General features: G+C 44.0%; 20 protein-coding genes. 12 read left to right on the forward strand and 8 right to left on the reverse strand.

Annotated elements, in window-relative coordinates; all coding sequences use genetic code 11:
- The first annotated feature begins 164 nt into the window (after positions 1 to 164).
- The 3 genes from AK823_RS02010 (at position 165) to AK823_RS02020 (ending at position 4,493) form a co-directional block, all read left to right on the forward strand.
- A complete protein-coding gene (locus AK823_RS02010; protein WP_068325795.1) occupies positions 165 to 2,276 on the forward strand; it encodes an acetyl/propionyl/methylcrotonyl-CoA carboxylase subunit alpha in 2,112 nt (703 codons plus the stop codon).
- A 36-nt stretch (positions 2,277 to 2,312) separates the two neighbouring features.
- Positions 2,313 to 3,233 carry a hydroxymethylglutaryl-CoA lyase gene (locus AK823_RS02015; protein ID WP_068325800.1) on the forward strand — a complete coding sequence of 307 codons (921 nt, stop codon included), beginning with the start codon at positions 2,313 to 2,315 and terminating at the stop codon, positions 3,231 to 3,233.
- Positions 3,234 to 3,305: 72 nt separating this feature from the next.
- A complete protein-coding gene (locus AK823_RS02020; RefSeq protein WP_068325803.1) occupies positions 3,306 to 4,493 on the forward strand; it encodes an isovaleryl-CoA dehydrogenase in 1,188 nt (395 codons plus the stop codon).
- A gap of 228 nt (positions 4,494 to 4,721) precedes the next feature.
- Here the strand turns inward: AK823_RS02020 and AK823_RS02025 are convergent, their stop codons facing one another.
- Complete coding sequence (locus AK823_RS02025; protein WP_068325805.1) at positions 4,722 to 5,450, reverse strand: pantothenate kinase; 729 nt, start codon at positions 5,448 to 5,450, stop codon at positions 4,722 to 4,724.
- 37 nt (positions 5,451 to 5,487) lie between these two features.
- Positions 5,488 to 6,438, reverse strand: coding sequence for a biotin--[acetyl-CoA-carboxylase] ligase (locus AK823_RS02030; RefSeq protein ID WP_068325808.1), 951 nt, complete (start codon positions 6,436 to 6,438; stop codon positions 5,488 to 5,490).
- Between the two features lie 179 nt (positions 6,439 to 6,617).
- Between AK823_RS02030 and AK823_RS02035 the strand changes: the two genes are divergently transcribed.
- Positions 6,618 to 7,421 carry a sulfite exporter TauE/SafE family protein gene (locus AK823_RS02035; protein ID WP_068325809.1) on the forward strand — a complete coding sequence of 268 codons (804 nt, stop codon included), beginning with the start codon at positions 6,618 to 6,620 and terminating at the stop codon, positions 7,419 to 7,421.
- A 46-nt stretch (positions 7,422 to 7,467) separates the two neighbouring features.
- Positions 7,468 to 8,409: a hypothetical protein gene (locus AK823_RS02040; protein ID WP_068325810.1), complete on the forward strand. Its 942-nt coding sequence runs from the start codon at positions 7,468 to 7,470 to the stop codon at positions 8,407 to 8,409.
- Here AK823_RS02040 and AK823_RS02045 read toward each other — a convergent pair whose 3' ends face one another.
- A complete protein-coding gene (locus AK823_RS02045; RefSeq protein ID WP_068325811.1) occupies positions 8,410 to 8,709 on the reverse strand; it encodes a DUF4298 domain-containing protein in 300 nt (99 codons plus the stop codon).
- Positions 8,710 to 8,986: 277 nt separating this feature from the next.
- On the opposite strand from AK823_RS02045, the gene AK823_RS02050 reads away from it, so the two are divergent.
- From AK823_RS02050 to AK823_RS02065, 4 genes are all read left to right on the forward strand, one after another.
- Entirely contained in the window at positions 8,987 to 12,934 is a 3,948-nt protein-coding gene (locus AK823_RS02050) for an AAA family ATPase (protein WP_068325814.1), read from the forward strand.
- 216 nt (positions 12,935 to 13,150) lie between these two features.
- Complete coding sequence (locus tag AK823_RS02055) at positions 13,151 to 14,170, forward strand: cell division protein ZipA C-terminal FtsZ-binding domain-containing protein (RefSeq protein WP_068034307.1); 1,020 nt, start codon at positions 13,151 to 13,153, stop codon at positions 14,168 to 14,170.
- A gap of 168 nt (positions 14,171 to 14,338) precedes the next feature.
- Positions 14,339 to 16,435 (forward strand): NAD-dependent DNA ligase LigA, encoded by a 2,097-nt coding sequence (gene ligA, locus AK823_RS02060; RefSeq protein ID WP_068325826.1) that lies wholly within the window; start codon positions 14,339 to 14,341, stop codon positions 16,433 to 16,435.
- Positions 16,436 to 16,773: 338 nt separating this feature from the next.
- A complete protein-coding gene (locus AK823_RS02065; RefSeq protein ID WP_068325827.1) occupies positions 16,774 to 17,673 on the forward strand; it encodes a hypothetical protein in 900 nt (299 codons plus the stop codon).
- Positions 17,674 to 17,782: 109 nt separating this feature from the next.
- Here the strand turns inward: AK823_RS02065 and AK823_RS02070 are convergent, their stop codons facing one another.
- The 4 genes from AK823_RS02070 to AK823_RS02085 all read right to left on the reverse strand — a co-directional run bounded on the left by AK823_RS02070 (position 17,783) and on the right by AK823_RS02085 (position 22,661).
- Entirely contained in the window at positions 17,783 to 18,316 is a 534-nt protein-coding gene (locus AK823_RS02070) for a hypothetical protein (RefSeq protein ID WP_068325829.1), read from the reverse strand.
- 393 nt (positions 18,317 to 18,709) lie between these two features.
- On the reverse strand, positions 18,710 to 19,159 hold the full coding sequence (locus AK823_RS02075; RefSeq protein WP_068034314.1) for a hypothetical protein: 450 nt from the start codon (positions 19,157 to 19,159) through the stop codon (positions 18,710 to 18,712).
- 331 nt (positions 19,160 to 19,490) lie between these two features.
- Positions 19,491 to 21,935: a YgiQ family radical SAM protein gene (locus AK823_RS02080; protein ID WP_068325831.1), complete on the reverse strand. Its 2,445-nt coding sequence runs from the start codon at positions 21,933 to 21,935 to the stop codon at positions 19,491 to 19,493.
- 258 nt (positions 21,936 to 22,193) lie between these two features.
- Complete coding sequence (locus AK823_RS02085) at positions 22,194 to 22,661, reverse strand: Lrp/AsnC family transcriptional regulator (protein ID WP_068034319.1); 468 nt, start codon at positions 22,659 to 22,661, stop codon at positions 22,194 to 22,196.
- Between the two features lie 235 nt (positions 22,662 to 22,896).
- On the opposite strand from AK823_RS02085, the gene rarD reads away from it, so the two are divergent.
- On the forward strand, positions 22,897 to 23,907 hold the full coding sequence (gene rarD / locus AK823_RS02090) for an EamA family transporter RarD (protein WP_068330071.1): 1,011 nt from the start codon (positions 22,897 to 22,899) through the stop codon (positions 23,905 to 23,907).
- A gap of 134 nt (positions 23,908 to 24,041) precedes the next feature.
- On the opposite strand, the gene smpB is transcribed toward rarD, so the two are convergent.
- On the reverse strand, positions 24,042 to 24,518 hold the full coding sequence (gene smpB, locus AK823_RS02095; protein ID WP_068034322.1) for an SsrA-binding protein SmpB: 477 nt from the start codon (positions 24,516 to 24,518) through the stop codon (positions 24,042 to 24,044).
- Positions 24,519 to 24,791: 273 nt separating this feature from the next.
- Between smpB and coaD the strand changes: the two genes are divergently transcribed.
- On the forward strand, positions 24,792 to 25,304 hold the full coding sequence (gene coaD / locus AK823_RS02100) for a pantetheine-phosphate adenylyltransferase (protein WP_068034323.1): 513 nt from the start codon (positions 24,792 to 24,794) through the stop codon (positions 25,302 to 25,304).
- Between the two features lie 60 nt (positions 25,305 to 25,364).
- Positions 25,365 to 25,613, forward strand: a complete 249-nt coding sequence (locus tag AK823_RS02105) for a YfhL family 4Fe-4S dicluster ferredoxin (RefSeq protein WP_021814308.1) — start codon at positions 25,365 to 25,367, stop codon at positions 25,611 to 25,613.
- The last annotated feature ends 26 nt before the right edge of the window (positions 25,614 to 25,639 follow it).

Raw genomic sequence — 25,639 nt, forward strand, 5'->3', positions numbered from 1 at the left:
ATAGAAGAGATATTTGGTAAATTGACGATAAATTAACAGCAGATGCTATTTTTTTTAAAACAGTCACACGTGAACATCAACCTATATTTTATTATTTATCATTATTTATTAATGTCACAAACGAATGTTAAAAACGATAAAAACGACAAGACACAGGGATAGTTATGTTTTCTAAAATTCTAATCGCCAACCGTGGTGAAATTGCCTGCCGTGTTGCAGCAACTGCTAAGCGTCTGGGTGTAAGCACCGTCGCTGTTTATTCTGATGCCGACCGTGAAGCTAAGCATGTCGCTGTCTGTGATGAAGCCGTTTATTTGGGCGGATCGTCTCCCAAAGACAGCTATCTTAAAGGCGATGCTATCATTGCGATTGCTAAAGAGACTGGTGCAGAAGCGATTCACCCAGGTTATGGGTTTTTAAGTGAAAATGCAGATTTTGCGCAGGCCTGTCAGGATGCTGGTCTGGTCTTTATTGGTCCATCAGCTGATGCTATTCGCGCTATGGGCGGTAAATCTGAGTCCAAGCGTTTGATGGAAGCGGCTGGCGTGCCATTGATACCGGGTTATCATGGTGACAATCAAGATGCAGAGTTTTTAAAGCAGCAAGCAGATAGCATTGGCTATCCAGTACTGATTAAAGCCAGTGCGGGTGGTGGCGGTAAAGGCATGCGTATCGTTGAGCAGAGCAGCGATTTTATTGACCTGTTAGACTCCTGTCGTCGTGAAGCGATTACCAGCTTTGGTAATGATCAGGTATTGGTCGAAAAATACGCCCTAAAACCACGCCATATCGAAATCCAAGTATTTGGTGATACACATGGCAACTATGTGCATCTGTTTGAGCGTGATTGCTCGGTACAACGTCGCCATCAAAAGGTATTAGAGGAAGCGCCAGCTCCAGGTGTTGACGCTACCATGCGTGAAGCGATGGGAACAGCGGCAATCGAAGCCGCACGTGCGGTTAGTTATTTTGGTGCAGGCACGGTTGAATTTATCGTTGAACAGCGCGAAGGTTCTATGAATTTTTATTTCATGGAGATGAATACCCGTTTGCAAGTTGAGCATCCAGTCAGTGAAGCCATTACTGGCGTCGATTTGGTCGAGTGGCAACTCTTGGTCGCCGCGGGTAAGCCATTACCTAAGCAGCAAGATGAGCTGGCGATTAATGGTCATGCGATTGAAGCGCGTATCTGTGCTGAAAACCCTGACAATGGTTTTTTGCCAGCGACAGGTACTTTATTTACTTATCAAAAACCTGAGCACAGCACCTTTAACATTACCGATGTACGTATCGATGATGGGGTGCGTGAGGGCGATGTGATTAGCCCATTCTACGACTCTATGATCGCTAAGCTTATCGTTCATGCGCCCACTCGCGAGCAAGCATTGGCTAAACTCGATCGAGCACTCGGACAAACACGCATCGTTGGTTTGCCGACTAACGTGGCATTTTTACGCTATATTCTAAATACTGAGTCATTTAGTCAAGCCAATCTCGATACCGCATTGATAGAGCGTGAGGCGGACGAGCTGTTTAATCAGCATCCGCTTCAGTTATCGACGCTTGCTGTGACAGCCATTGCTCAGCAGCTTGCCAGTGAAGTGATTGCACAAGACGCAGATGCAGATCCGTTTAGTAAGCCTACTGGTTTCCGTGCTTATAATGCCTATGCGAGATCGTTTAGCTTGATATATGATGAGCAAGCTTATAGCGCCCGTATTAGTAATTGGCACAACGCACATTATTCTGACAGTAAAAAGAGTGCTGAAAATACCAGCAGCTTTACGTTGGTCATTGAAAAAGAGATTGCGAGTAACGATACCCAGGATAATGTCAATGTAGCCGCTCAGACAGAAAGTGTTTATGAAGGTGAAGTTAGCTACGCCAGCAGTGACTCGCATAATCATACTTTATGGTTAGATGGCGTACGTACTAATGCCCAAAGTTGGGTACATAATGAGACCGTTTATGTGTTCACAGATAGCGGTCGGGACGAGATTACGCTGATTGATATCATGGCGCACGTAGGCGAAGAGTCTGCAGCGGTCGGTAGTTTAAAATCGCCAATGCCAGGACAGGTCGTTGCCTTCAAAGTAGCTGTCGGCGATAGCGTGAAGAAAGGCGAGCCACTCGCCGTTATCGAAGCGATGAAAATTGAACATACCATTACCGCACCGACTGATGGCGTGGTGGCAGAGTTGTTATTTGCTGCGGGCGACTCGGTTGCTGATGGTGATGAGTTACTGCGCATCGACACAGAAGCTAGCGAAGCTTAAAAACCTAAGTATAAGAACAATGAAAGGATAATAACCATGAGCCATTCGTATCCAGAGCACGTCACCATCGTGGATGTCAGCCCACGTGATGGCTTACAAAATGAATCGATGACAGTACCGACTGCCATTAAGCAAACGCTTATCAACGATTTAATCGCGGCAGGCGTCAAAAAGCTTGAGGCGACCAGCTTTGTCTCGCCAAAATGGGTGCCGCAAATGGGCGACAACAGTGAGCTGATGACCGTGCTTGCAGATAATAAGCGTGATGACGTTATTTATTCGGTACTCGTGCCAAATATGCGCGGTTTTGAAAATGCCATCGTACATCGTCCTGATGAAATCGTTATCTTTGGCTCAGCTAGTGAGACCTTTAGTCAAAAAAACATCAATTGCAGTATCGATGAAAGTATTGAACGTTTTGCACCCGTTGCTGCTGCTGCAAAAGAGCAGGGCATCAAGGTACGCGGCGTTATCTCTTGCACGGTCGGCTGTCCTTATGAAGGCGAGATTGCTCCTAGCCAAGTGGCTTATGTGACTAAGCGCTTGGTTGAGATTGGTTCAGAACAGATTGGTATTGCTGATACGATTGGTGTTGGTACGCCGCTGAAAGTACAGCGCGCGCTACAAGCCGCATTAGAATATGCCGACATCGCTATGCTATCAGGACATTTTCATGATACTTATGGTCAAGCAGTCAGTAATACCTTAGCCGCACTACAGATGGGCGTCAGCGAATTCGATACCTCAGTGGCTGGGCTTGGCGGTTGTCCGTATGCCAAAGGCGCAACGGGTAATGTCGCAACCGAAGATGTAGTCTATATGCTGCACGGTATGGGTATTAGCACTGGTATTGACTTGGATAAACTGGTCGTCGCTGGCGAGCGTATCAGTGAGTTTCTAGGTCGTCGTAATGGGTCAAGCGTGGCGCGTGCGTTGATTAATAAGCGTCAGTCCTAATTAAATGCGCTGAAAATACAGTGGCTTTAAAGACGAATTAATATTTAAAACATCAAAATACAAGGAATAGTTATGAGTTTACCTGGATTGAATTTTCAGCTTGGCGAAGATATCGACGCGTTACGTGATGTGGTACAGCAGTTTGCGGCTAATGAAATAGCCCCGCGTGCGGCTGAGATTGACAGCAGCGATGAATTCCCAATGGATTTGTGGCAAAAGATGGGTGATTTAGGTCTACATGGTATCACTGTTCCTGAAGAGTACGGTGGTGCTGATATGGGCTACGTCGCTCATATGGTCGCAATGGAAGAGATTAGCCGCGCTTCTGCGTCCGTGGCGCTGAGCTACGGTGCGCACTCTAATCTTTGTATCAACCAAATTAAACGCAATGGTTCAGAGGAACAAAAGCAAAAATATCTGCCGAAACTCATTAGCGGTGAATTCATTGGTGCTCTCGCGATGAGTGAAACGGGCGCTGGCTCAGATGTGGTCAGTATGAAGCTAAAAGCCGAAGAAAAAGACGGCGGCTACATTTTAAACGGTAGTAAAATGTGGATTACCAATGGTCCTGATGCGGATGTGATGGTGGTTTATGCCAAAACTAATCCAGAGATGGGTGCTAAAGGCATGACGGCATTTATCGTTGAAAAAGGCATGGAAGGTTTTGGTACAGCGCAAAAGCTCGATAAATTAGGCATGCGCGGCAGTCATACCGGTGAGATGACTTTTAATAATGTTGAAGTCCCTAAAGAAAACATTTTAGGCGGCTTAAACGAAGGCGTTAAAGTACTGATGAGTGGTCTCGATTACGAGCGCGCGGTATTAGCCGCAGGTCCTATCGGCATCATGCAAGCGGTGATGGATAATGTCGTCCCTTACATTCATGATCGCAAGCAGTTTGGTCAAGCGATTGGTGAGTTCCAACTTATCCAAGGTAAAGTTGCGGATATGTATACCATCTTGCAGGCGGGGCGTAGCTTCTTATACACCGTTGGTAAAAATCTCGACATGTTAGATCAACGCGGTGCTGGTCATAGTCGAGAAGTGCGTAAAGATTGCGCCAGTGTGATTTTATGGTGTGCCGAAAAAGCCACTTGGATGGCAGGTGAAGGCATTCAAATCTTTGGCGGTAATGGCTATACCAATGAGTATCCGCTAGGTCGTTTCTGGCGTGATGCCAAACTCTATGAAATCGGCGCAGGTACCAGCGAGATTCGCCGTATGCTGGTTGGTCGTGAGTTGTTTAACGAGACTAAGTAAAAATTATTGAATGTTCGTTAGATATTAATTTCAGAATAAAATCGATACATTAATATCCTCGTGCTAATGGGCTAAATTTTTCTTGCTTGCTGTTTGCAAACGTGAAAGAGGCTGTGAAAAACTCATCCCTTTAGCACTCTGTATGGGTTTGAAATCGAACAGGCTATAACAAAAAAGCAGTACGCTTAAAACGTACTGCTTTTTTTATTTATACAAATGCTCAAAACACTATGTCTGTTTACTATGGTCAAAATAGCGTGCCAGACCATTTAACAGTAAATCATCGCGCAGGCGCACTGGACGATTGACATGTTGCGCAATAATGGCTGCATCACCACCCGTCATAATGACTTCAAAGTTGGGATGACGATGGCTAATCTCATTGATCGCACCAACGATGGATAATAATATCCCACGATGTACCGCATCTTGCGTGGTAGTGCCCTGACTGACACTATCAAAAGTACCGTTAGAGATGGTGATTTGCTTGGTACCAGAGAATAGGGACTCGCGTTGCAGATAGATGCTTGGGAAAATATAACCGCCTAAATGCTCAGCGTGATCAATCAAATCAATCGTCACCGCTGTACCGCAACCAATCACGCATTGACGCTTTTTCTTATCAACTGCGCCCAGCATCTGTAGCCAACGATCGCAGCCGAGCTGCTCGTCATTGTAGGCGCTACGCATCAATGGGTGTTCAGCATCAACATGGACAAACTCAAACGGAATATCTAGACGACTCAAAGTCTCTGATACTTTTACGTTCAGCTCGTCACCCAGTACAGATGAGATGCCGATAAAGTCGGGCGCATAACGCTCAAAGCGATCGGTTAGACCCATGAGTAATTCGGCAGGCGCTTGTAAATGCTGCTTGGCATCGTGCGCGACTATCTGCCCGATATCATCAGTGAGCCAGTATTTAAGACGAGTATTTCCAAGATCTAACCAGAGCATAAAAATCCCTTTATATAGTGCTCGTTAAGTAGGCGGTCTAAGCCTCATGAATCACATCAATACGACCGGTAAAAAGCGCAGAAATCTTACCGTTATCTTGACGCAATTGCAAACAGCCGTTTGTATCAATACTGCAGGCGTCACCAGTGATTACATGCGAATTATCATCATGGTCTTGGGTGACACGTAATCGCAGACCTGCCAGTGCGTCCATCGTCGCAAATTCTTGCAAAAAACTGTCCAGATAGTAAGTATGTCCAGTTGGCCTTTCGATATCAAAGTGCTCAAAGCGGGTCATAGCCGCCAGTAACGCTTCACTAATTTGCTGATAAAGCGTTTGTAAGGTTGGTAGACTGTTCGCGTTATCTGACGCCAGCATTCCATAAATATCTTGCAAGCTAACTGCTTGATAGCTCATGCCTTCACAAGTTTGCGCGGTTAGCTTTGGCGCAGCTTGTACATTAAGTCCAACGCCCATGACTACACCAACCAATTTTCCTGCCTTCCATACTGGTTCAATTAAAATACCAGCAAGCTTATTAAATTGAATAATTTGCGTGTCTAGTTCAGCTTTATCTGATTCGGGTGAGTTTTGATAAAAGCCTAAATCATTGGCCCATTTTACGCCAATAGGGGTTAAACTTTGCGCGCGTAATTGCTCATTCAATGTTTGGATAACAGGCGTTTTTGCCAGCTCAACGCCGATGATTAACGATAACAAACCGCTAATAGGCATGTGTACTGGATGGTATAACGACAGATAAACATTACCGCGCGGTGATTGCCATGAGCGTCCTCGCTGTCCGCGCCCTGCACTCTGGGTCTCAGCCGTTAGTAGATGCAACTCAGTAGCATCCAGCGTACCATCTTGCACAGCGTCTATCAGCTCACTATTGGTAGAGGCACTGCTGGTCACATGACGATGCGTAACCTCAGCTAAATGGACGGAAGGATTGGCTGGTGACGGCATAGATATAGATAACGGCATAAATTTAGTCGCTGTAGTTCATATAATGTTTGATAGAGTCTTTGAGATAGCATTTGATATACTAAGGCCATTGTTAAGAATGACAGCCATCGGCAGAATTGTCACGACTTAGATGCTAATGACGCGCAGGCGCTGGTTATTATCAACTAAAAATAACCATAATAAAAGGTAGAGCTATAATGTTATATGTGTGGTTTGTCATTGCAGGGGCATTTGCTGGGGTCAGCGCAGGTTTGTTTGGTGTCGGTGGCGGCATGATTATCGTACCAGCATTGGTATGGATTTTTACTGCGTATCATTTTCCTCCTGAAGTGGTCACCCATTTGGCAGTTGGTACCTCACTTGCGACCATTGTAGTGACTTCTATTAGCTCACTCACGGCGCATAATAAGCGCGGCGGTGTACGCTGGGAAGTGTGGCGAAAAATGGCGTTGGGCTTGGTTATCGGTAGCCTCGTTGGAGCAGGCGTTGCTGACATGATTGACGGTAAAGTATTGCAAGCCATCATCGGTGTCGGGGCGTTATTGGTCGCTTTAAAGATGTTGTTCTTCTCTAATAAAGAGCAGATAGGTAAGCCGTTACCGTCAGCTGGTGTGCAGTTTGGCGCGGGTACGGGTATTGGTATGGCATCGTCTATTTTTGGCATTGGCGGCGGCAGTTTGACCGTACCGTTTTTAAATTGGGCGGGACTGCCAATGAAGCAGTCGGTTGGCACTTCAGCGGCTTGCGGGCTACCGATTGCATTGGCTGGCGCGGCAGGCTTTGCATGGTTTGGTCAAGACGTGGTCAATTTACCTGAGGGTACGATAGGCTTTGTACATATTACGGGTTTTCTATGTATTTCCGTCGTTAGTTTCGCTATGGCAAAAGTCGGTGCCAAGCTTGCTCATGTATTACCTGCGCTCACGCTTAAGCGTGCCTTTGGGGTGTTGCTATTGTTTGCTGGCGGGCAGTTATTGTTAAGTGGAATTGGGGTGATTTAATTTAGGTTTAGCGAAATATTGATTAATAATGAATTGAGGGTTTAACATGGCTATTGTTGATTTATTTCATAAAAGGCAGAAGAAGCTTCGAGGTGAATATCCTGACGTTTACCAATACGATGAATTACCACGCGCGCTTAAAGTTCAAATAGTTCACTTATGGGATGAAACAATAGAAGAGGACTATTCTGGCGGTGATTGGAATCCTAGTAGCTTAAATCGTGAACATTTGAAAAAATGCTACAAGAGTCTATGCAAAGAGATAGGTGTATTTAAACTAAATGAAGAAGACAGTGATAATGAAATTTATATCACCTACTTTGAAAGTATTTCTAACTATTTTTTAAGTGAAGACAATATTGAGCAAGCTCTAAGTGTTATAGAGTTGATGATGCAAATTATTTCAAGCTTCGCTAGAGAATATAGGTATAAAGTTTCTATAAACGTTGATGAAGCTATCAATGAATTGAACCAACGTTTTCGTGAACATGGCATAGGTTATCAATACGAGAATGGTCAAATCATTAGAGTAGATTCTGAGTTTATCCATGCTGAAGCTGTTAAGCCAGCTTTACAGCTACTAAGTAATCCAATGTATAAAGGTGCACAAGAAGAATTCTTAAAAGCTCACGAACATTATCGTCATAGTCGTTACGATGCTGCTCTAACAGATTGTCTTAAAGCTTTTGAAAGTACAATGAAAATTATAATTCATAAGAGAAGTTGGATATGTGATAACAATGCAGCTTCAAAGAAGCTTATTGATTGTTGCTTAGCTAATGAATTGATACCAAAGTTTTGGACAGATCAATTTAATTCATTAAGCAATATGCTTACTTCAAGTATAGGTACACCTCGAAACAAATTGAGTGGTCATGGTAAAGGTAATGATGACATAGAAGTTCCTGAACACCTTATTCAGTATGTGCTACACATGACAGCCTCTACCATTGTATTTTTAATCAAAGCAGATGAAAGCTTGAAATGATTATTTCCTATCAATCGCATCTAGCCCTAAACGCATCCACTTTCTTGCTAACTCATCATGATCGCTGAGCATATTCCATAGCGCATCTTCACTAAAGATAGAGTGCTCTTTACCTGAGTGCTCAATTGGCAGATCCGCTTCACGATCTGTCATCCATTGCGGATTTAGATAGTAATCTTTCAACTCATTTTGCAATGCTTCAGCTTTTAAGAACTGCTGTTGCGCCTCAAGCTGTTTACGATGTAGCTCACACCATTCTTCATATTTTTGTTGTAGTTCTTGCGGGTTATATTCTGCCATTTTAATTCTCTTTTTTAGTGGTTAATAATTTAGCTTTTGAGCAGTATCATATAATGAATTGAAATAAAACTAGTATATAGATTTGAATGTGCTACTGGTATAAATTTTCCTTGCTTGCTGTGCGACTTCGTCACTCCAGAGGCTACACAAAATTCATCCCAGTAGCACTATATACTTTTTAAAGTGAACATATTATAGCATTCCTCACAAACTCTAAAAACTCGTCACAATTTCAGGTAGAATAGCCGCCTGTTTTCGCTAAGTTTATTGATTATTCATGCGTCTAAAATCTCTAAAGCTGGCAGGTTTTAAATCCTTTGCCAATCCAACGACTTTTACCTTCCACCATGGTATCACCGCCATCGTCGGGCCGAACGGCTGTGGCAAATCCAACGTGATTGATGCCATTCGCTGGGTGCTGGGCGAGACCTCTGCTAAGCAGTTACGTGGCGGGGCAATGAGTGATGTTATCTTTGCAGGCACGCAAGATAAATCTGCCAAAAGTGTTGCCAGTGTCGAGCTGACTTTTGAGCATACGCAAGATGAACAGACGGGTATTCGCCATGAATTCAATCTCTATCAAGAGCTGTCAGTACGCCGACAGGTAAATAAGGAAGGACGCTCAGACTACTTTATCAATGGCACGCGCTGCCGTCGCCGTGATGTAGTCGATGTATTCTTGGGAACTGGGCTTGGCGCGCGCAGTTATGCGGTTATCGAACAAGGTATGATTGGGCGAATTGTTGAATCTAGCCCGCTGCAGCTGCGAGAGTTTATCGAAGAAGCGGCTGGGGTTTCGCGCTATCAAGCGCGCCGCGAAGAAACGCAAAAAAAGTTAGAGAAAACTAAAGATAATTTAGCACGCCTGCACGACATGCAAAGCGAGCTGGTTACCCAGCAAAAACGATTATCTAGGCAAGCAGAAAGCGCTCAGCGTTACGAAGAGCTAGCGTTAACACTTGTTGATATCAAGCAGCAACTTGCCATTCAGCAACTGTATCAAGCCAAGCATAATCAGCAGCAGCAAAAAATAGCTCATGAGCGTAGCGCTAATGAGGTCGCCACATTACAAGCCAGCTATGAGACTCTAAAAGCCAAACAAGATAAGCTTGCTGCCCATATCAATCAAGAACAGTGGCTAAAAGACGATGCCCAAAGCAGCCATTATCAGCAGCAGCTAAGCTATCAACAAGCTGAGCACCAGCTCAGTGATGCCAAATCACAGCTAACCGTTATTGAACAGCAACTAGTCAGTTTAGAGCAGCAGCGTGAGCAAGCAGTCGATGAGATTGAGCGTTTAAAAGCTGAGCAAGCCACGCAGCAAAACGTGCTAGAAGAATTGCGTCCGCAGCTAATTGAACTGACGAATAAACGTGAAGCGTATAAACGCAATGAGCAACCGTTGCAGCGCGCATGGCATGAAGCGCAAAACAAGCTGTCACGCCTGCAAGATAATGCTCGTACGCTTGAGCAGCAGCAAGCGATTAATAGCCAAGCGCAAAAACGGCATCAGCAAAACCATGAGAAATGGCAGCGTCGCCAGCAAAACTGGCAGAGTCTATGGCAGCAACTACAACAGTCACTAGCACCAGCTGCCAATACTGACGGGGCTGATGGTGATGGGCAAGAGCAGGCTGACGCGAACAATTTGCAGCGCACATTAGAGACGCAAGTTGCTGAGCTAAATAAACAGTTGCAGCAGATTGAGCGTCAGCAAGATAGTATCGATGAGCGACTGTCTGAGCTACAACCGCAAGCGCATGATTTACAGCAGCGCTTGAATATGCAGCAACGCGAGTTGAGTGAGGATGAAAAACGTCTCGCAGTTTTAGCAGGTGAGTACGATACTCTACACCAGATATTGCATCCTAAAACTACGGCAAAACTTCAACAGCAATTATCTATTTCAGGAAATGACAATTTAAAAACTGATTTAGAAAATGAAATAGCCAACGACTATAAAGACTTGGCTATCACGACCTTGCGTGAGCAGATTGAGTTAAGCACCAAAGGGCAACAGCACGCAGAGCTACTCGATAGCGTATTGGCGTTATGGCTGGATAGTCATGTGCTGGTTTCTAAACAATCAAGTAATGAAAAAATTAACAGCGACGTTCAAAAAGTGAATAGCTTATGGCAAGCGCTTGAGCATAATTTAACGGATTTGTTTACTTATCAGACCGCACAAAATGAGCGTAGTAATAGAGAAGAGAATTCTTCAATAGAAACTGGTCATAGCCTTTGGCTATCTGCTAAGCAAAGTGAAATTAGAGACAGTTCATTTGTTAGCCCATTGCCTGATAGCTTGGTTGATAAAGTACTGCCTTTATCACAGCTAATTATTGCACCTAACTTAGCACTTTGGCAGCACTGTTATTTATATATCGCGAAGCTTGAAACGAATAATCAGCAGACACTTGAAGCGCTTGCCGATATCCTAAAAATATTACCATCATCAGCCATTTTATTAACCTCGGACGGTTGGCTTATCAGTCGTCAGGGTACGATTAATCTCAGCAAGTTTGCTGGGGCGCAAAATGGTCAAAATGAGAGCAATAGCCAATTCTTAAGCCAGCGTTTACAGCAGCGCAGCCGTCTGCAAGTATTAGAAAATCTGCTTGATGAATTTGAGGTCAAAATACAAGATAAGCAAAAGGCTATTGCTAATGACCAGCGTAACTATGATGCAATGACTGTCAGCTTAGAAGAAACCCGTGCGCAAGCTGAGCAATTGACCCGTGACCAGCATCAATACCAGCAACAGCTCACTACTCAGCGCGCTAATGCGGAGCGTCTACAAGCGGACAGCCAGCGTCTAAATGCTGATAAAGTAGCCCTTGAGCAAGAGCAACAAGAATTAGATCAAGAATTGCAAACTCTCAATCATGAGCAGCAGCATATCCAAAGCGAGATAGCAGCGCTGACGCCGCAAATAGCCGATGCTCGGGCATTGAGTCAGCAATTACAGTCCGAGCGTAGTGAGCTTGCCCACACACGTCAGGCAGATGATGACGCTTGGCAAGCATTGCAACTTCGTATTCAACAAAGCGAGATGCGTTTAGAGCATAGCGTTAGTAGTCTTACCCGTGCGAGTGAGCAACATGATAATTCGCTACAAAACGAGCAAAGTCTAAAGGCGCGTCATGAACAGCAGCAAAATAAACTGCCAGCACTGCAAGCAGCATTGCACACAGCGCAGACAGCACGCGATGAGCAGCAGGCAGTATTAGCAGAGCGTGAGACGGCATTAACGGCGCTTAAAGAGGATTATAGTCAGCAGCAGGCAGAGCTAGATACGCTACAACATACATTGCAGACTCAGCAAAGTGAGCTTGCGCGTCTCGCCACCGAGCTGGCATTAAGCGCGGCACGTTTAGACGATGCCAGTAGTCATACGCAAGAGACTTTAGAAGCTTATTTTAGTATTAGGCATAGATATAAAACTGATGAAGAGTTACCACAGCAACCGATTAGTGTCTCAAATTTATTAGCGGACTTTATTGCCCATGATCGCCGCGTACGTCCAGACAAAATCGCTGAGCTTGAGTCCGAACGTGCAAAGCTTGAGCAGCAGTTAAGTAAAATTGGTGCGGTTAACTTAGCAGCGGTTGCAGAATTGGCTGAGGTCAATGAACGCTTAGAGCCGCTGGCGCAGCAGACAGAAGATATTGCTGCCAGTATGCAGACGTTGACCGAGGCGATTGCTTCTATTGATGAGACCACCAAGACGCTATTTATGCAGACACTTGAGGCGGTCAATGATGAGCTTGCCAATTTATTTGCCAAAGTCTTTGGCGGTGGACAAGCTAGCTTAACGCTCAACACTGACGACATGCCTGCTAATGCATCAAAATCAGAACAGTGGCGGGCAGGGCTAACCTTAATGGCGCAGCCGAAAGGCAAGCGTAATAGTCGCTTGGCCGTACTCTCAGGCGGTGAAAAAACGCTTACTGCACTTAGCTTAATTTTTGCGATATTTAAGCAGCATCCTGCCCCATTTTGTGTGCTTGATGAAGTCGATGCACCCCTTGATGATGCCAACGTTGCCCGCTTTACCAGTCTGATTCATGAGTTGGCAGACGATTTGCAGTTTATATTTATCAGTCATAATAAGCTGACAATGCAGATTGCCGATGAGCTTAAGGGTATTACGATGCCTAACGCAGGCATTTCTACTTTAGTCAGTGTCTCACTCGATGAAGCTGCAAGCTATATTGATAGTTAGTATTAATGACTAGTATTAAAAATTGATAACTGGTATCGAATTCTATACAGTCCCTAGTGTTATAGTCGATGCTAGGACTGTAACGTAACGCAACTATGTCAGGCTGACTATAAACGATTACTATATGGTGACGAGGTTAGTCAGCCATGCTAGACTATTGCCATTTATTCCCTCTTATGTATTCCCTTTTATCATAGTTATTAGGATATATTTCTCATGACCGCTATTCAGTTTGTATTGATTGCCATTGCTGCATTTATCGTGCTTGCAGGCCTGTTTATGGTCATTCGTAGCTTTAAGCGTCGTAATAGCGCGGAGATTGCGGCAGTCAATTATGATAAAAATGGTATCCCAATTATACCGCGCCACGAGCGTAATATTGTCGATCAGCCAGACTTGGACGATACGGTCGCTGGTGAAACCACCATCGCTCCTGATCGTGATTATCTAAATGCGGTGATCGAAGATGAACCTTTAACTGAGACTCATACCAATGTCGATGCACAATTGACACAGGGTCGTGGTGATACCGCAATTGATGAAAGTGCAGAAAACAACGAGGACTATGTACGCTGGCAGGACGAGCAACAGCGCGCTGACAATGCTGAGTTTGTAGAAGTTGCTAGTGAAATGCAGGGTGATAATGAGTATGAGCCAGATGCGTTTTCTAGCCTTATGTCAGCGACGGATAGCTTGATGCCAGTGATTGATACGGCCGAAGAGCCAAGCTTTGATGACAACAGCCCGATACTTGATCAGCACCTCTTAGAGCCAGTTGACCAAGCGCAAAACGGTCCACTCATCAATGCTAAAGACAATATCAATATTACTATCTTGCCGCGCCAGTATCGTGATCGTCCTGTAGAAATTATTCGTGGTCGTGATTTATTGGCTTTAATTGATAAATATGGTTTGCGCTTTGGGGCGATGAATATGTTCCATCGCTATGAGCAAAAAGACGGCACTGGCATGCTTTGGTTCAGCATGATGGGTATTACAGATAGTGGTATCGCACCGTTCGATCCGCATAGCGTGGCGACCAATACTTACAACGGTGTGGTCGTATTTTTATCTCTGCCGCATCCACAAGCGCTACGCAGCTTCGATAGTATGATGAGTATTGCTTATATGATGGCCGATGACCTCAATGCGATGATGCTTGATGAAAGTAATGAGCCGATCACGCCTGAATATAAGCAGCAGTTACGCAATCAAGTACGCGACTATGAAGTTTAATAAAGACAAAAGTTAAAAGCATTACTAGCAATAACTTAAAAGGCAAATAGCGATTGACGTTATTTGCCTTTTTCGGTTTTCCATTGTCCTGATTGCCTATAAAATGATATCCGAGCATCCTACAAACTTGTTATCATATCGGCATCTTGAATTGCAAAGACGCTGACTATGACTGACCCTATCTTACCAACCGCTGCCCCTACCGAAACCAATCAAAAAACAACTTCGCAAAAGCCTACTTTGTCTGACGAACATACTGATACCATCGCGCAGATACGCTCGCTTATTGACGCCATCAAGAAACATAATTATGCTTATTATGTGCTCGACAATCCTATTTTAGAGGACAGCGAATACGATCAATTGCGTCGCTCTTTGCTTGAGCTTGAGGAAGAATATCCAAATTTGGTACAGCCGGACAGCCCCATCAATCAAGTCGGTGATACGCCGCTATCCGCTTTTACCCAAGTGACCCATGACATTCCTATGTTATCGCTTGGTAATGTGTTCGAATATGATGGGTTGCGCGATTTTATGCGCCGCGTTAATGATCGTCTCAATGACGCTCAGCAAAACCCTGAATACGAGATGGAGTTAAAGCTTGATGGCTTGGCGGTCTCATTAAAATATGCAAATGGCAAATTTGTCCAAGCGGTCACACGCGGTGATGGGCAAACGGGTGAAGATATCACTCAAAACGCCAAAACCATTCGTAACTTGCCACTCTGGCTAGCTGATGCCGCTGATATTGAGCTGTTAGAAGTACGCGGTGAAGTGCTGATGCCTAAAGCAGGCTTTGAGCGTCTAAACCGCCTAGCAGAAGAGAAAGAAGAAAAGACCTTTGCCAATCCTCGTAATGCCGCTGCTGGTAGCTTGCGTCAGCTTGATCCCAGTGTGGCAGCAAGTCGTCCGCTCGCATTTTATTGCTATTCAGTCAATCAAGGTCTACCTGAAAATATCAATACTCAATCAGCTGCGCTAGCATGGTTAAAAGACATTGGCTTTACGGTCAGCGCGGTCGAGGTCGTGCAAAATCCACGCGAGGCACAAGCCTACTATGAATCGGTGATTGAAACGCGTGATGATCTACCGTTTGAAATTGACGGTATGGTGATTAAGGTCAATAGCTTGGCATTGCAACAGCAGCTTGGGTTTCTATCTCGCGAGCCGCGCTGGGCAACCGCATATAAATTCCCCGCCCAGACCGTCATGACCCGCCTGCACGCTATCGAATGGCAAGTCGGACGTACTGGACAAATCACGCCAGTCGGTAAGCTTGAGCCAGTAAAAGTCGGCGGCGTCACCGTCAGCAGTGTTACCTTGCATAATTTTGGTGAGATTCAGCGCTTAGACGTGCGCGCAGGTGATATGGTTAGCGTGCATCGCGCTGGCGATGTCATCCCAAAAGTCACGCGTGTCTGGCATGATCAGCGTCCAGAAGACTCTGAACCAGTTAAACTACCGTCTACCTGCCCAGTATGCGACTCTCCGGTCTTACTGCCCGAAGATGAAGCCTTAGCGCGTTGTACTGGCGGTCTATTTTGTCCAGCGCAGCAGCAAGAAGCACTCATTCATTTTGTCTCGCGTCGGGCGATGGATATCGATGGTTTAGGCGCAAGCTGGCTCATTAGCTTCTTTAAGCATGGACTCATCAAAACTGTCGCTGATATTTATCAATTGCATAACCATCAACAAGAACTTATTACCCTTGAAAAGTTGGGCGAAAAATCTGTACAAAATATCATCAGCGCTATCGAAGCTAGCAAACATACCACGCTTGCACGCTTTATCTATGCACTCGGTATTCGCGGTGTGGGTGAAGGCACGGCGCAAAATCTCGCCCAGCAGTTTGGTGATCTAGATAGTTTAATGGCAGCAGATATTGATACGCTACTACAAACGCCTGACGTTGGCGCTATCACCGCTGAGCTGGCGCATGAATTCTTCCGCGCACCGCATAATATCGAAGTCATTACCGCGTTACGAGAAGCAGGCGTGCATTGGGATAAGGTCGAGCAAACCGCATCGGCTGATCAACCACTCGATGGTCAAACGTGGGTAATTACAGGCGCACTCGATAGCATGGCACGTGATGAAGCGAAGGCCAAATTGCAAGCACTAGGTGCAAAAGTCTCAGATAGTATCTCGGCAAAAACCACTGCGCTGTTAGCTGGTGATAAGGCAGGCTCTAAGCTAACCAAGGCAGAAAAGCTTGGCGTTAAGATAGTGGGTGAGGAAGAGTTCTTAAAATTAATTGAAGGCTAAATGTTGGCGGTAGGGTGCGCTCAGCGCACCATTTGCAAGCTGAATTTGATGAAGAGCAAAAGACAAAAGCATGGCCTCAGCATCGCTTGCTTTAACAGTTGGCAAATATGCAGGTCATGAGTTGTCTATCTTTAATGATGCACTCGGCGCTCGTCCCTCGCGCATAGTTTAAGTGTTGTGGACGAGCGTAGCAGTGTTTTGCTACTTCCGTCCTCACTCGCGCAAAAGCATAAATCTTGCATATAAAAGTGTAGGGGGTGCCTCGCGCACCGTTGAAAAATAATTTAGCAGTGTAAGGTAGGTTAGCGAATGCGTGACCCACCAAATGAGGAGTTATTATGTTAGAAGGTCAAATAAAGTACGCTGAACTATTAAAAACTGCTTATGAAGAATATTTGCAAATTTATTTATGTGGAGACTTGAAACCCAGCCTATCTTATTTGAAATATGAATTTGATTTCATTAATGATAAAAATATAGGTATTTTTGGTAATGAGATGATAGAAGCTGACTTAAGAGAGGTTACCAATGTTATCAATGAATGGAATAATCTACTTCATCGTTGGTATGCGTGGAACACAGTGTTAGAGTCCTACAATGAGGATAGACAAAAAGAATGGAAGCTTGAAAGTGAGTTCTTAAAATTAATTATTGATAAGTGCTTGTTCGTGCCTAGCAGAATCAAGGATACTTTTATCAACGTTGGTATTGAGAACTTTCATCAAATAAGATTAGCTACCCACGATAAATATGATGATAAAATCGAGAAACATCGTTATGACCCACGTATACGTGCATCAGATAACAAACTAATCCATAATTATCCTAGTCGAAAAAACAAGGAAGAAATATTAGAAGGAATTTTATCCTTCTGCAACCATAAAAATTTTTTAGATAAATTACAAGGGTTAAATAACGATCAGTATCAAAGGCAATTAACTCAAAACTATAGAAACTTGAGCAGTCATTCGATTGCACCGAGAATAACAGCGGGTACTGTATCTCCTATTGCTAGAACAATTGAAAAGACGACAAGAATGCAGAAAAACACAGATGGTAGTTTTTCAAAAGTAGAGGTCGAAGATAAAACTTCAGTTGTCTATAGCTACGGTGGAACAGAGCCACTAAATAGAAATCAATTATTTGACGCAAATGTCGAAGAGTTTAAAGAGGCGAGAAATTGCTACGATGAGTTCAAAAAACTATTAAAAAAGACTATATCTGAGATTCCAAATTAAAAAATGATAGTAGAAATGAGGTATTTCAACTACTGCTTTCATCTAAAGTTAAATGTAGCATGGGTTACATCCAACCCACGCTAGTAATTTTCAAGACACATCTAGCCTTCTACTCCGCCACCTCTCCATGCACCTCAACCTCACCCTTCACCCCATCCGGCTGAATCACGATAGGCAACACCAGCCCTTTAGCAAAGTCATCAGCTAACACATAATCATAGCTACTGGCAGCGACATCGGGCGTAGTATGAATAATAAGCTTCATATCTTTGCCATCGGTTAGCTCATGAGAAGTATAGCTATCACTGAGCTGATCGAGCACCTTTGACAGTGCTTCGTTACTTGCCATACTTATTGTCAAATTATGCTGGGCAGTGGCATTATCTACTTTGAAGTAATTAGCATATGACTGTACAGATTGGCTATCGAGCTCAAACGGATAGTTGTAGTCAGCGAGGTTAGCAGCTGATTCGCCACTTGACATTACTGACCAGTCGATGGTTTTTGCTGTCGTCGATGAGCCTGATGTTGTTACCGCATCTTCAGAGACTTTACTAGCAGTATCAGCACTGTTGTCGCAGCCTGTTAGCGCCCACATACTTGCGGTAGCGATTATTATCATACTCATTAGACGCTTCGTCATCGACGTATCCTCTTTATCATTAGTCATGAATTTTTATATAGGCGCTATTTTGACAGCTTTCGTTATGCTTCTCTAGCAAAATGCAGCAAACGAGCGATTGTTATAGAAATATCGGCAAGACAGGTATAGTTGGTTCACTTTAAAACTGATACAGTGCTACTGGGGTAAATTTTTCTTGCGTGCTGTTCGCAAGCGTGACAGAGGCTGCAAAAAATTTGCCCCAGCAGCATGTCGCTATTTACGTATCGATTTTATTTCGAACTGACTATATGTTTTATGGACTAGACGCATAAAAAAAACAGCCATCTTTCGATGACTGCTTATACTAATGCTAATGCTAAGGTTAAAAAAGTATAGATTTATCATTATTAATGAATGATTAAAATGGAATTACTATCTACCCACTTGGCAGTTTACTTGGTATTCTTTACCATCAGCCCATTTCATCGCTAAGATACCTTTATCGCCTTTCATATGCCATGCATAGACAACTTCTGGGTTTGACTCATTTACATAGCTTGCCGTATCGCCTTCTACGCCGCCATTCAAGATAATTGGTTGTTGTGACCAGTTTACTTTAGGTAGCGTAGCAGTCAACATTACTTGTTTTTTATTAATAGATTGTTTTGCAAGGATTTGGCTGTCATCAGTACAAGTATAAGGAGCTGGCGCCATGCGATCATAGGCAGCATTGGTTACGCTTTCTGAAGCAGGAGTAGTAGTACTTGGCGTTGTTGGAGTCGTAGGAGTGTTTGGCGCAGTAGGCGTTGGCGCGGTAGTAGCACAAGCACTAAGTAGAGCAAGGGCAGGTAAGGCAGTAGCAATCTTAGTTAAGGTATTCATGGTTCTCTCCAAAAGCATCAAGTCATATCGTTTATTTGTATTTAACAATGCGTTAAGCATATGACGCATATGGTAACCAAAACGAAGCCTGAGAAATGTTAGAAATTGTTTGCTAGCTGTGAGTTTCGTTACTTAACGGCTGACTAATGTAACTATTAATTTAGGGAGTTCTTAAAAGCCTAAAGTTAGATAATAGACGAATGCAATAAATTAGTTCAAATAAAAAAGCGCACATCGACTTGAGAGCCGATGTGCGCTTTTTATTGTCTTACTTAGATGGGCTGATAAGGTTCAGCCCATCGTTTTGTGTTACTTAAACTACTTATCAATACTACTTAGTTTTGCGCGGTGGTAAACCAGTATGCTGCGTTTGGAAATTACCTTTACTCACATTCTTTTTGGTATTCTTACTAGCTGCATTATTATTGGCTGAGCCATTGCTACGCTTCACTGAGTCATTACCAAGGCGGCTGTTCTTTTTGCGCGCTGATTGGTAGCTGTCTTGTGCGGCATCGCGACCTTCCAAACTGGCATTAAATGGCGGAATTAGGCAGCCACGGTTTTTACCAATCAAATCACTACGACCCATATCTTGTAATGCTTTACGTAAAAGTACCCAGTTTTTTGGATCATGGAAGCGCAAGAAGGCTTTGTGCAGTTTACGCTGCTTCCCAGACTTGACGATATCCATATCACCCTCAGTACGGCTGATCTTATGTAGCGGGTCTTTATGGGTATGATACATGGTGGTCGCCGTCGCCATCGGGCTAGGATAAAACGCCTGAACTTGGTCAGCACGGTAGCCGTGACTTTTTAGCCAAAGCGCAAGGTTCATCATGTCTTCATCTTTGGTGCCCGGATGCGCGGCGATAAAGTAAGGAATCAGATATTGCTCTTTGCCAGCCTCTTGGCTGTACTGCTCAAACATGGCTTTAAATTTATCGTAGCTGCCCATGCCAGGCTTCATCATCTTCGATAGCACGCCTTCTTCTGAATGCTCAGGGGCGATTTTGAGGTAACCACCGACATGATGGCTGACCAATTCTTTGACGTATTCAGGGTCTTTAACCGCCAAGTCATAACGTAAACCAGAAGCGATAAGGATTTTTTTCACGCCTTTGATATCGCGCGCTTTACGATATAGCTTGGTCAAACTACTGTGATCAGTAATCAAGTTTTCACAGACATCAGGATAGACGCATGACGGCTTACGGCAATGCTTTTCAATCGTTTCATCTTTACAGTTTAGACGATACATATTGGCAGTCGGGCCACCAAGGTCGGATATCACCCCAGTAAAGTTCGGCGCGGTATCACGAATCGCCTCTACTTCACGTAGGATAGACTCTTCTGAGCGGTTTTGAATAATACGGCCTTCGTGCTCAGTAATCGAGCAAAAAGTACAACCACCAAAACAGCCGCGCATGATATTGACCGAAAACTTAATCATGTCATAAGCAGGGATGCGTGCATCGCCATAACTTGGGTGTGGCAGGCGCGCATACGGTAAGTCAAAGACGTAATCCATCTCTTCGGTCGATAGCGGAATCGGTGGTGGATTGAGCCAAACGTCAATTGAGGTGTGTGAATTACCAGCACCGCTACTATGACGTTGCACCAGCGCACGAGCGTTTCCTGGGTTGGTCTCCAGATGCAAAATACGGCTGGCATGCGCATACAAGACTGGGTCAGATTTGACATGCTCATAATCAGGCAGGCGAATGACGGTTTGCTCACGTGGCGGCATTTTGATCTTATACTTACGCGCCGTCATCGGCTTGTCATTAAGGGTAGTATCAAAGCCGCGCATCTGCACTACTTGAGTCTCTTCGTCAACTTGATCGGCATTGATGATTTTATTGGTGACTGGCTCTGCGACGAAACCCTGATACTGTGCCGACATGCCTGTCATGGCTTGCCCAACTGGTGAGTCAGCTGGCTTCTCTTGCTCAATTTTGCAGCTATCAACGTCTTCGGTCATGACATACGGATTGATAATCGGATCAACACGGCCGACGGTATCGACATCATTACTGGCGACCTCGGTCATGCCCGCTTGCCAATGACGACGTGTCGGTGTTAGTAGATAAGCCGTACCACGCAAACTACTCATTTGCTCAAAGCTATAGCCTTTTGACAGACCATGTACCACATCGACGATGGCGCGTTCAGCATTACCATACAATAAAACGTCAGCACGGGCATCCAGCAAAATACTACGACGAACCTTATCCGACCAATAGTCATAATGAGCGATACGGCGCAGGCTGCCTTCGATACCGCCTAAAATAATCGGCACATCAGGATAGGCTTCACGGCAGCGCTGGCTATAAACAATAGCGGCACGGTCAGGGCGCTTGTCCGCCACGTTACCGGGTGAATAAGCGTCATCGCTACGAATCTTGCGATCGGCAGTGTAGCGGTTGATCATGCTGTCCATGTTGCCAGCGGTCACGCCGTAAGCGTAGACCGGTTTGCCAAGCTCCATAAAGGCGTCTTTGCTCTTCCAATCTGGCTGAGCAATGATACCGACACGAAAGCCTTGTGCTTCTAATAGACGACCGATAATCGCCATACCAAAGCTTGGATGATCGACATACGCATCACCTGAAATGATAATGACATCACAGGCATCCCAGCCCAAATCGTCCATCTCTTTGCGGCTCATGGGTAGATAAGGCGCAGGCTCGTAGCAGCTCGCCCAGTGTTTGTCGTAGTCGTAAAGAGGTTTGGTGCCTTGCTTAAAGGCGGTGCGGGCGATGGTATCGGCAGACATGAGCGGACCTGTTGGCTAAGAATGTGGCTGTGTATCGTTAAGAATTTTTGAAGATAAATAGAGGGATTTTCCCATACCTTCGAAAACCGCTCATCTTAACATGAATTCGCCTCAGGTAGGGATAAGTTATTGATAGCGTGAGATAATCTATTGATATAAAAGAAAGTACAAAGGAAAGTTCACAACTTGCCGACTTTCAGGCATGTTAAAAATCAAAGGGCTACTAGAAATTTTATAAATACAATAATCTCATTCGCGCTAATCCAACAAAATTTTCGTCCCACTCTTCGTAAAATTCATCACAAACTGGCTTTTAAAGTTGCGTACATTATTCTCATAAGTGAGCAAACCAGTCGTAAACTGATGATAGTCTTGCATGTTTCTGGCATTGACCATCAGCATAAAATCTGCATCGCCCGATACTTCATAGCAGCTCATGACTTGTGGCTGCGTATTCATCAAGCGCTCAAACCGATGTTGCATAGAGGTATTAGAGCGCGCCATCTCTATCATTACTACCGCGGTAAGCCCGTAACCGACTTTATTGGGATCGACGATAGCAACTTGCTTGGTAATAACACCATTATTTATCAATGCTTGAATACGGCGTTGAGCAGTAGCGATAGACACATGGACACGTTCTGAAACAGCTTTTAATGGTAGCGTCGCATCGTCCTGTAGCAAGTTTAAAATGGCTTTATCAATATCATCTAAAGTTTCACTCATCGTATTAACTCTTATAGAAATTAATATCACTATAGATTAAAAATTGATAAATAATCCAATTTTAAAGCGGATTTTTGATATATAAATTCAAAATTAAATTTATATAGAGATAATATTTCGCAGTGTCTTAGTAAAATAGATGGTATCGAACAGAGCTTAGCAGTGAAAAACAAAAGCTAATAGCTGACTTCTCAAACGTCTATTCAAATTTACGGTGCTGACTATGTCTATCTCAATGCTATCTAACGTATTCGCAAATACACTCACAACCACTGTTTCGCGCTTGCCATTGCCTACGATGTGGACAGCGGGAAGCGTTCAGCAACGTACATTAATAATGGGTGTGGCGCTGGCTGTATTATCAAACCTTTTATTTGGCGTGCTTTATGCGTATAGCAGTTTTTTAGCACCGTTATCAGGTACGCAAGTATTTATCTGGCGTATGCTGGCAATGTGGGGCGCATTAATAGGGTATCTCCTCATTAGCGGTCGCTTAGGTTCACATTTTGATAAATTAAAGACACTTAGAACCGCAAAGCAATGGGCGTGGTTACTATTGCCAACACCGATATTTTTGAGTCAGTTTTGGCTATTTATGTGGGCACCGGTTAATGGGCAGGGCGTACAAACCGCGATGGGCTATTTCTTATTTCCACTGATGATGGTGATATTTGGTTGCGTCTTATTTGGCGAAAAGCTCAGCCGTTTACAGTGGTTAGCCGTTGCTTTTGCTGCATTAGGCGTGGGCAGTGAGATTGTAAGAACCCAAAGCGTTTCTTGGGCAACGCTTTGGGTCTGCGGCACTTATCCTATCTATTATATTTTACGTCGCATGCAGGGCATTGGCGCAGTCACTGGACTACTAGTTGATTTAACCATTTTTGCTCCATTTGCAATGGCTTACTTATTCTTTATTGCACCGAGTAGTCTAATGCTCGTTAGCGGGTCTGGATTTTTTATCATGATGCTAGTAGGGTTGGGCGTACTTAGTGTTTTAGCCATGAAAACCAACGTTGATGCCAGCCAAATGCTGCCAGTGAATGTCTATGGCATGATGAGTTACTTAGAACCTGCGCTATTGTTTGTTTTAGCGGTCACAGTATTGGGCAATCCATTTGAATCAGCGATGATCTATAGCTACGGTTTGATTTGGTTAGGGATTGCTTGTTTGATTGTTCATGGTATTCGCCAGCTGCACCGAGCTCGTAAAAATATGCAGTCTTCGATAACAGAGCAAGTAGCCTAAGAATAGTCATCAATAATATTTTTATAAAATAATAGATAAATAAAAAACGGACGACTCAGCTTAATGTTGAGTCGTCCGTTTTCGTTATAGACTAAAATAATGAATTTAACTGCTTAGTTCTAATCCAATTAGATTTAGTCTAAATGCTGTTTAAAGCCGCGCTGCTTATCACGTTCCCAATCGCGGTCTTTTAGGGTTTTACGTTTATCATGCTGTTTTTTACCTAGAGCAAGTGCAATCTGGCATTTCACTAGTGAGTTTTTCCAGTAGCAAGATAATGGCACGCAAGCATAGCCTTTTTGATTGACCGCGCCCATGAGCTTTTCGATTTCGCGGCGATTCAGCAGCAGCTTACGGGTACGTATGCTATCAGGGCTGACATGCGTTGAGCTTGAAAGCAGCGGCTGAATATGCGCGCCAAAAATAAACGCCTCATTATTACGAAAGATAATATAAGCTTCGGTAATGGTCATTTTACCGGCACGAATAGCCTTAACTTCCCAGCCTTGTAATGCTAACCCTGCTTCAAATGTCTCTTCAATAAAATACTCATGCCGAGCCTTTTTATTGCTGGCAATTTGATTGTCAGGTTTTCTTGATTTTTTTGACATAATTTCTCCATAAGGACTTCTATATGCATAGTTTGTATATATTGTCCTTGTCTAACTATTCCTCATCCTACCCCTTTAATAGAAGTTGTCTTTTTTGTCATGCTGGTTTGTTATACTAGGCATGCTAGAAGGGATGAGTCGAACCGACTATTGTAGCAAAGCGCCTAACAAAAATGTAAGTCAACTGTTAGGACAAATGTAGCAGATAAGTATTAAGTTTGGACAAAATTTGCTAGCATATAGCGTAACATTACCGACTATATTAGCCATGCTATGAGCCATCCTGCTACTTCTTCAAAATTGCATACCAAAATTCTATACCCAGGTACCTTTGATCCCATTACCAATGGTCATGTGGACTTAGTGACGCGAGCAACTAAGCTGTTCGATGAAGTGGTGATTGCGGTGGCCTCAGGACATCATAAAAAGCCTTTATTTGATTTTGAGGAACGCGTAGCGTTGGTCGAAACGGTATTTGCTGATTTACCGCAAGTATCAGTGATCGGCTTTGAAGGTTTGCTTGTGGACTTTATGCGTGAAAAAAACGCTACTGCCGTATTGCGTGGCCTGCGAGCGATGTCGGATTTTGAATATGAGTTTCAATTGGCTAATATGAACCGTGAGCTCGATGAAAACTTTGAAGCAGTATTTTTGACCCCATCTCAGAACTATTCGTTTATCTCATCGACGATGATTCGTGAAATTGCCAAACTTGGCGGTGATGTCACCAAATTCGTTCCCCCTTGCGTCTCGCAAGCCTTTACGCAAAAGTTAAACGTTAAATAAAATAAGCACTCACTGACACCGCCGAACAATATCGGCTGCCAGTAGAGCGAGGAGCAGATCATGGCATTATTAATCACTGATGAATGTATCAATTGTGACGTATGTGAGCCTGCCTGCCCGAACGAGGCTATCTCAGAAGGGGACGATATTTATGTTATCGACCCTGATTTGTGCACTGAATGTGTTGGTCATTTTGATGAACCACAATGCGTGGTAATTTGTCCTGTTGACTGTATTCCTCATGACCCTAACCATGTCGAAACTGAAAGCGATTTATTGTCCAAATACAAACGCATTACTGGTCAATAATACGTTGCAGATTACGCTATCAATGG

It is taken from the genome of Psychrobacter sp. P2G3, assembly GCF_001593285.1.
GTDB lineage: Bacteria > Pseudomonadota > Gammaproteobacteria > Pseudomonadales > Moraxellaceae > Psychrobacter.

What these genes read in the sequence shown, in the direction of transcription:
- AK823_RS02050 (WP_068325814.1), top strand. Translation starts at nt 8,987, where the DNA reads ATGCGTCTAAAATCTCTAAAGCTGGCAGGTTTTAAATCCTTTGCCAAT.
- AK823_RS02105 (WP_021814308.1), top strand. Translation starts at nt 25,365, where the DNA reads ATGGCATTATTAATCACTGATGAATGTATCAATTGTGACGTATGTGAG.
- AK823_RS02015 (WP_068325800.1), top strand. Translation starts at nt 2,313, where the DNA reads ATGAGCCATTCGTATCCAGAGCACGTCACCATCGTGGATGTCAGCCCA.
- AK823_RS02070 (WP_068325829.1), bottom strand. Translation starts at nt 18,316, where the DNA reads ATGACGAAGCGTCTAATGAGTATGATAATAATCGCTACCGCAAGTATG.
- rarD (WP_068330071.1), top strand. Translation starts at nt 22,897, where the DNA reads ATGCTATCTAACGTATTCGCAAATACACTCACAACCACTGTTTCGCGC.
- coaD (WP_068034323.1), top strand. Translation starts at nt 24,792, where the DNA reads ATGAGCCATCCTGCTACTTCTTCAAAATTGCATACCAAAATTCTATAC.
- AK823_RS02010 (WP_068325795.1), top strand. Translation starts at nt 165, where the DNA reads ATGTTTTCTAAAATTCTAATCGCCAACCGTGGTGAAATTGCCTGCCGT.
- AK823_RS02080 (WP_068325831.1), bottom strand. Translation starts at nt 21,935, where the DNA reads ATGTCTGCCGATACCATCGCCCGCACCGCCTTTAAGCAAGGCACCAAA.
- AK823_RS02055 (WP_068034307.1), top strand. Translation starts at nt 13,151, where the DNA reads ATGACCGCTATTCAGTTTGTATTGATTGCCATTGCTGCATTTATCGTG.
- AK823_RS02040 (WP_068325810.1), top strand. Translation starts at nt 7,468, where the DNA reads ATGGCTATTGTTGATTTATTTCATAAAAGGCAGAAGAAGCTTCGAGGT.
- AK823_RS02075 (WP_068034314.1), bottom strand. Translation starts at nt 19,159, where the DNA reads ATGAATACCTTAACTAAGATTGCTACTGCCTTACCTGCCCTTGCTCTA.
- AK823_RS02035 (WP_068325809.1), top strand. Translation starts at nt 6,618, where the DNA reads ATGTTATATGTGTGGTTTGTCATTGCAGGGGCATTTGCTGGGGTCAGC.
- smpB (WP_068034322.1), bottom strand. Translation starts at nt 24,518, where the DNA reads ATGTCAAAAAAATCAAGAAAACCTGACAATCAAATTGCCAGCAATAAA.
- AK823_RS02030 (WP_068325808.1), bottom strand. Translation starts at nt 6,438, where the DNA reads ATGCCGTTATCTATATCTATGCCGTCACCAGCCAATCCTTCCGTCCAT.
- ligA (WP_068325826.1), top strand. Translation starts at nt 14,339, where the DNA reads ATGACTGACCCTATCTTACCAACCGCTGCCCCTACCGAAACCAATCAA.
- AK823_RS02020 (WP_068325803.1), top strand. Translation starts at nt 3,306, where the DNA reads ATGAGTTTACCTGGATTGAATTTTCAGCTTGGCGAAGATATCGACGCG.
- AK823_RS02045 (WP_068325811.1), bottom strand. Translation starts at nt 8,709, where the DNA reads ATGGCAGAATATAACCCGCAAGAACTACAACAAAAATATGAAGAATGG.
- AK823_RS02085 (WP_068034319.1), bottom strand. Translation starts at nt 22,661, where the DNA reads ATGAGTGAAACTTTAGATGATATTGATAAAGCCATTTTAAACTTGCTA.
- AK823_RS02025 (WP_068325805.1), bottom strand. Translation starts at nt 5,450, where the DNA reads ATGCTCTGGTTAGATCTTGGAAATACTCGTCTTAAATACTGGCTCACT.
- AK823_RS02065 (WP_068325827.1), top strand. Translation starts at nt 16,774, where the DNA reads ATGTTAGAAGGTCAAATAAAGTACGCTGAACTATTAAAAACTGCTTAT.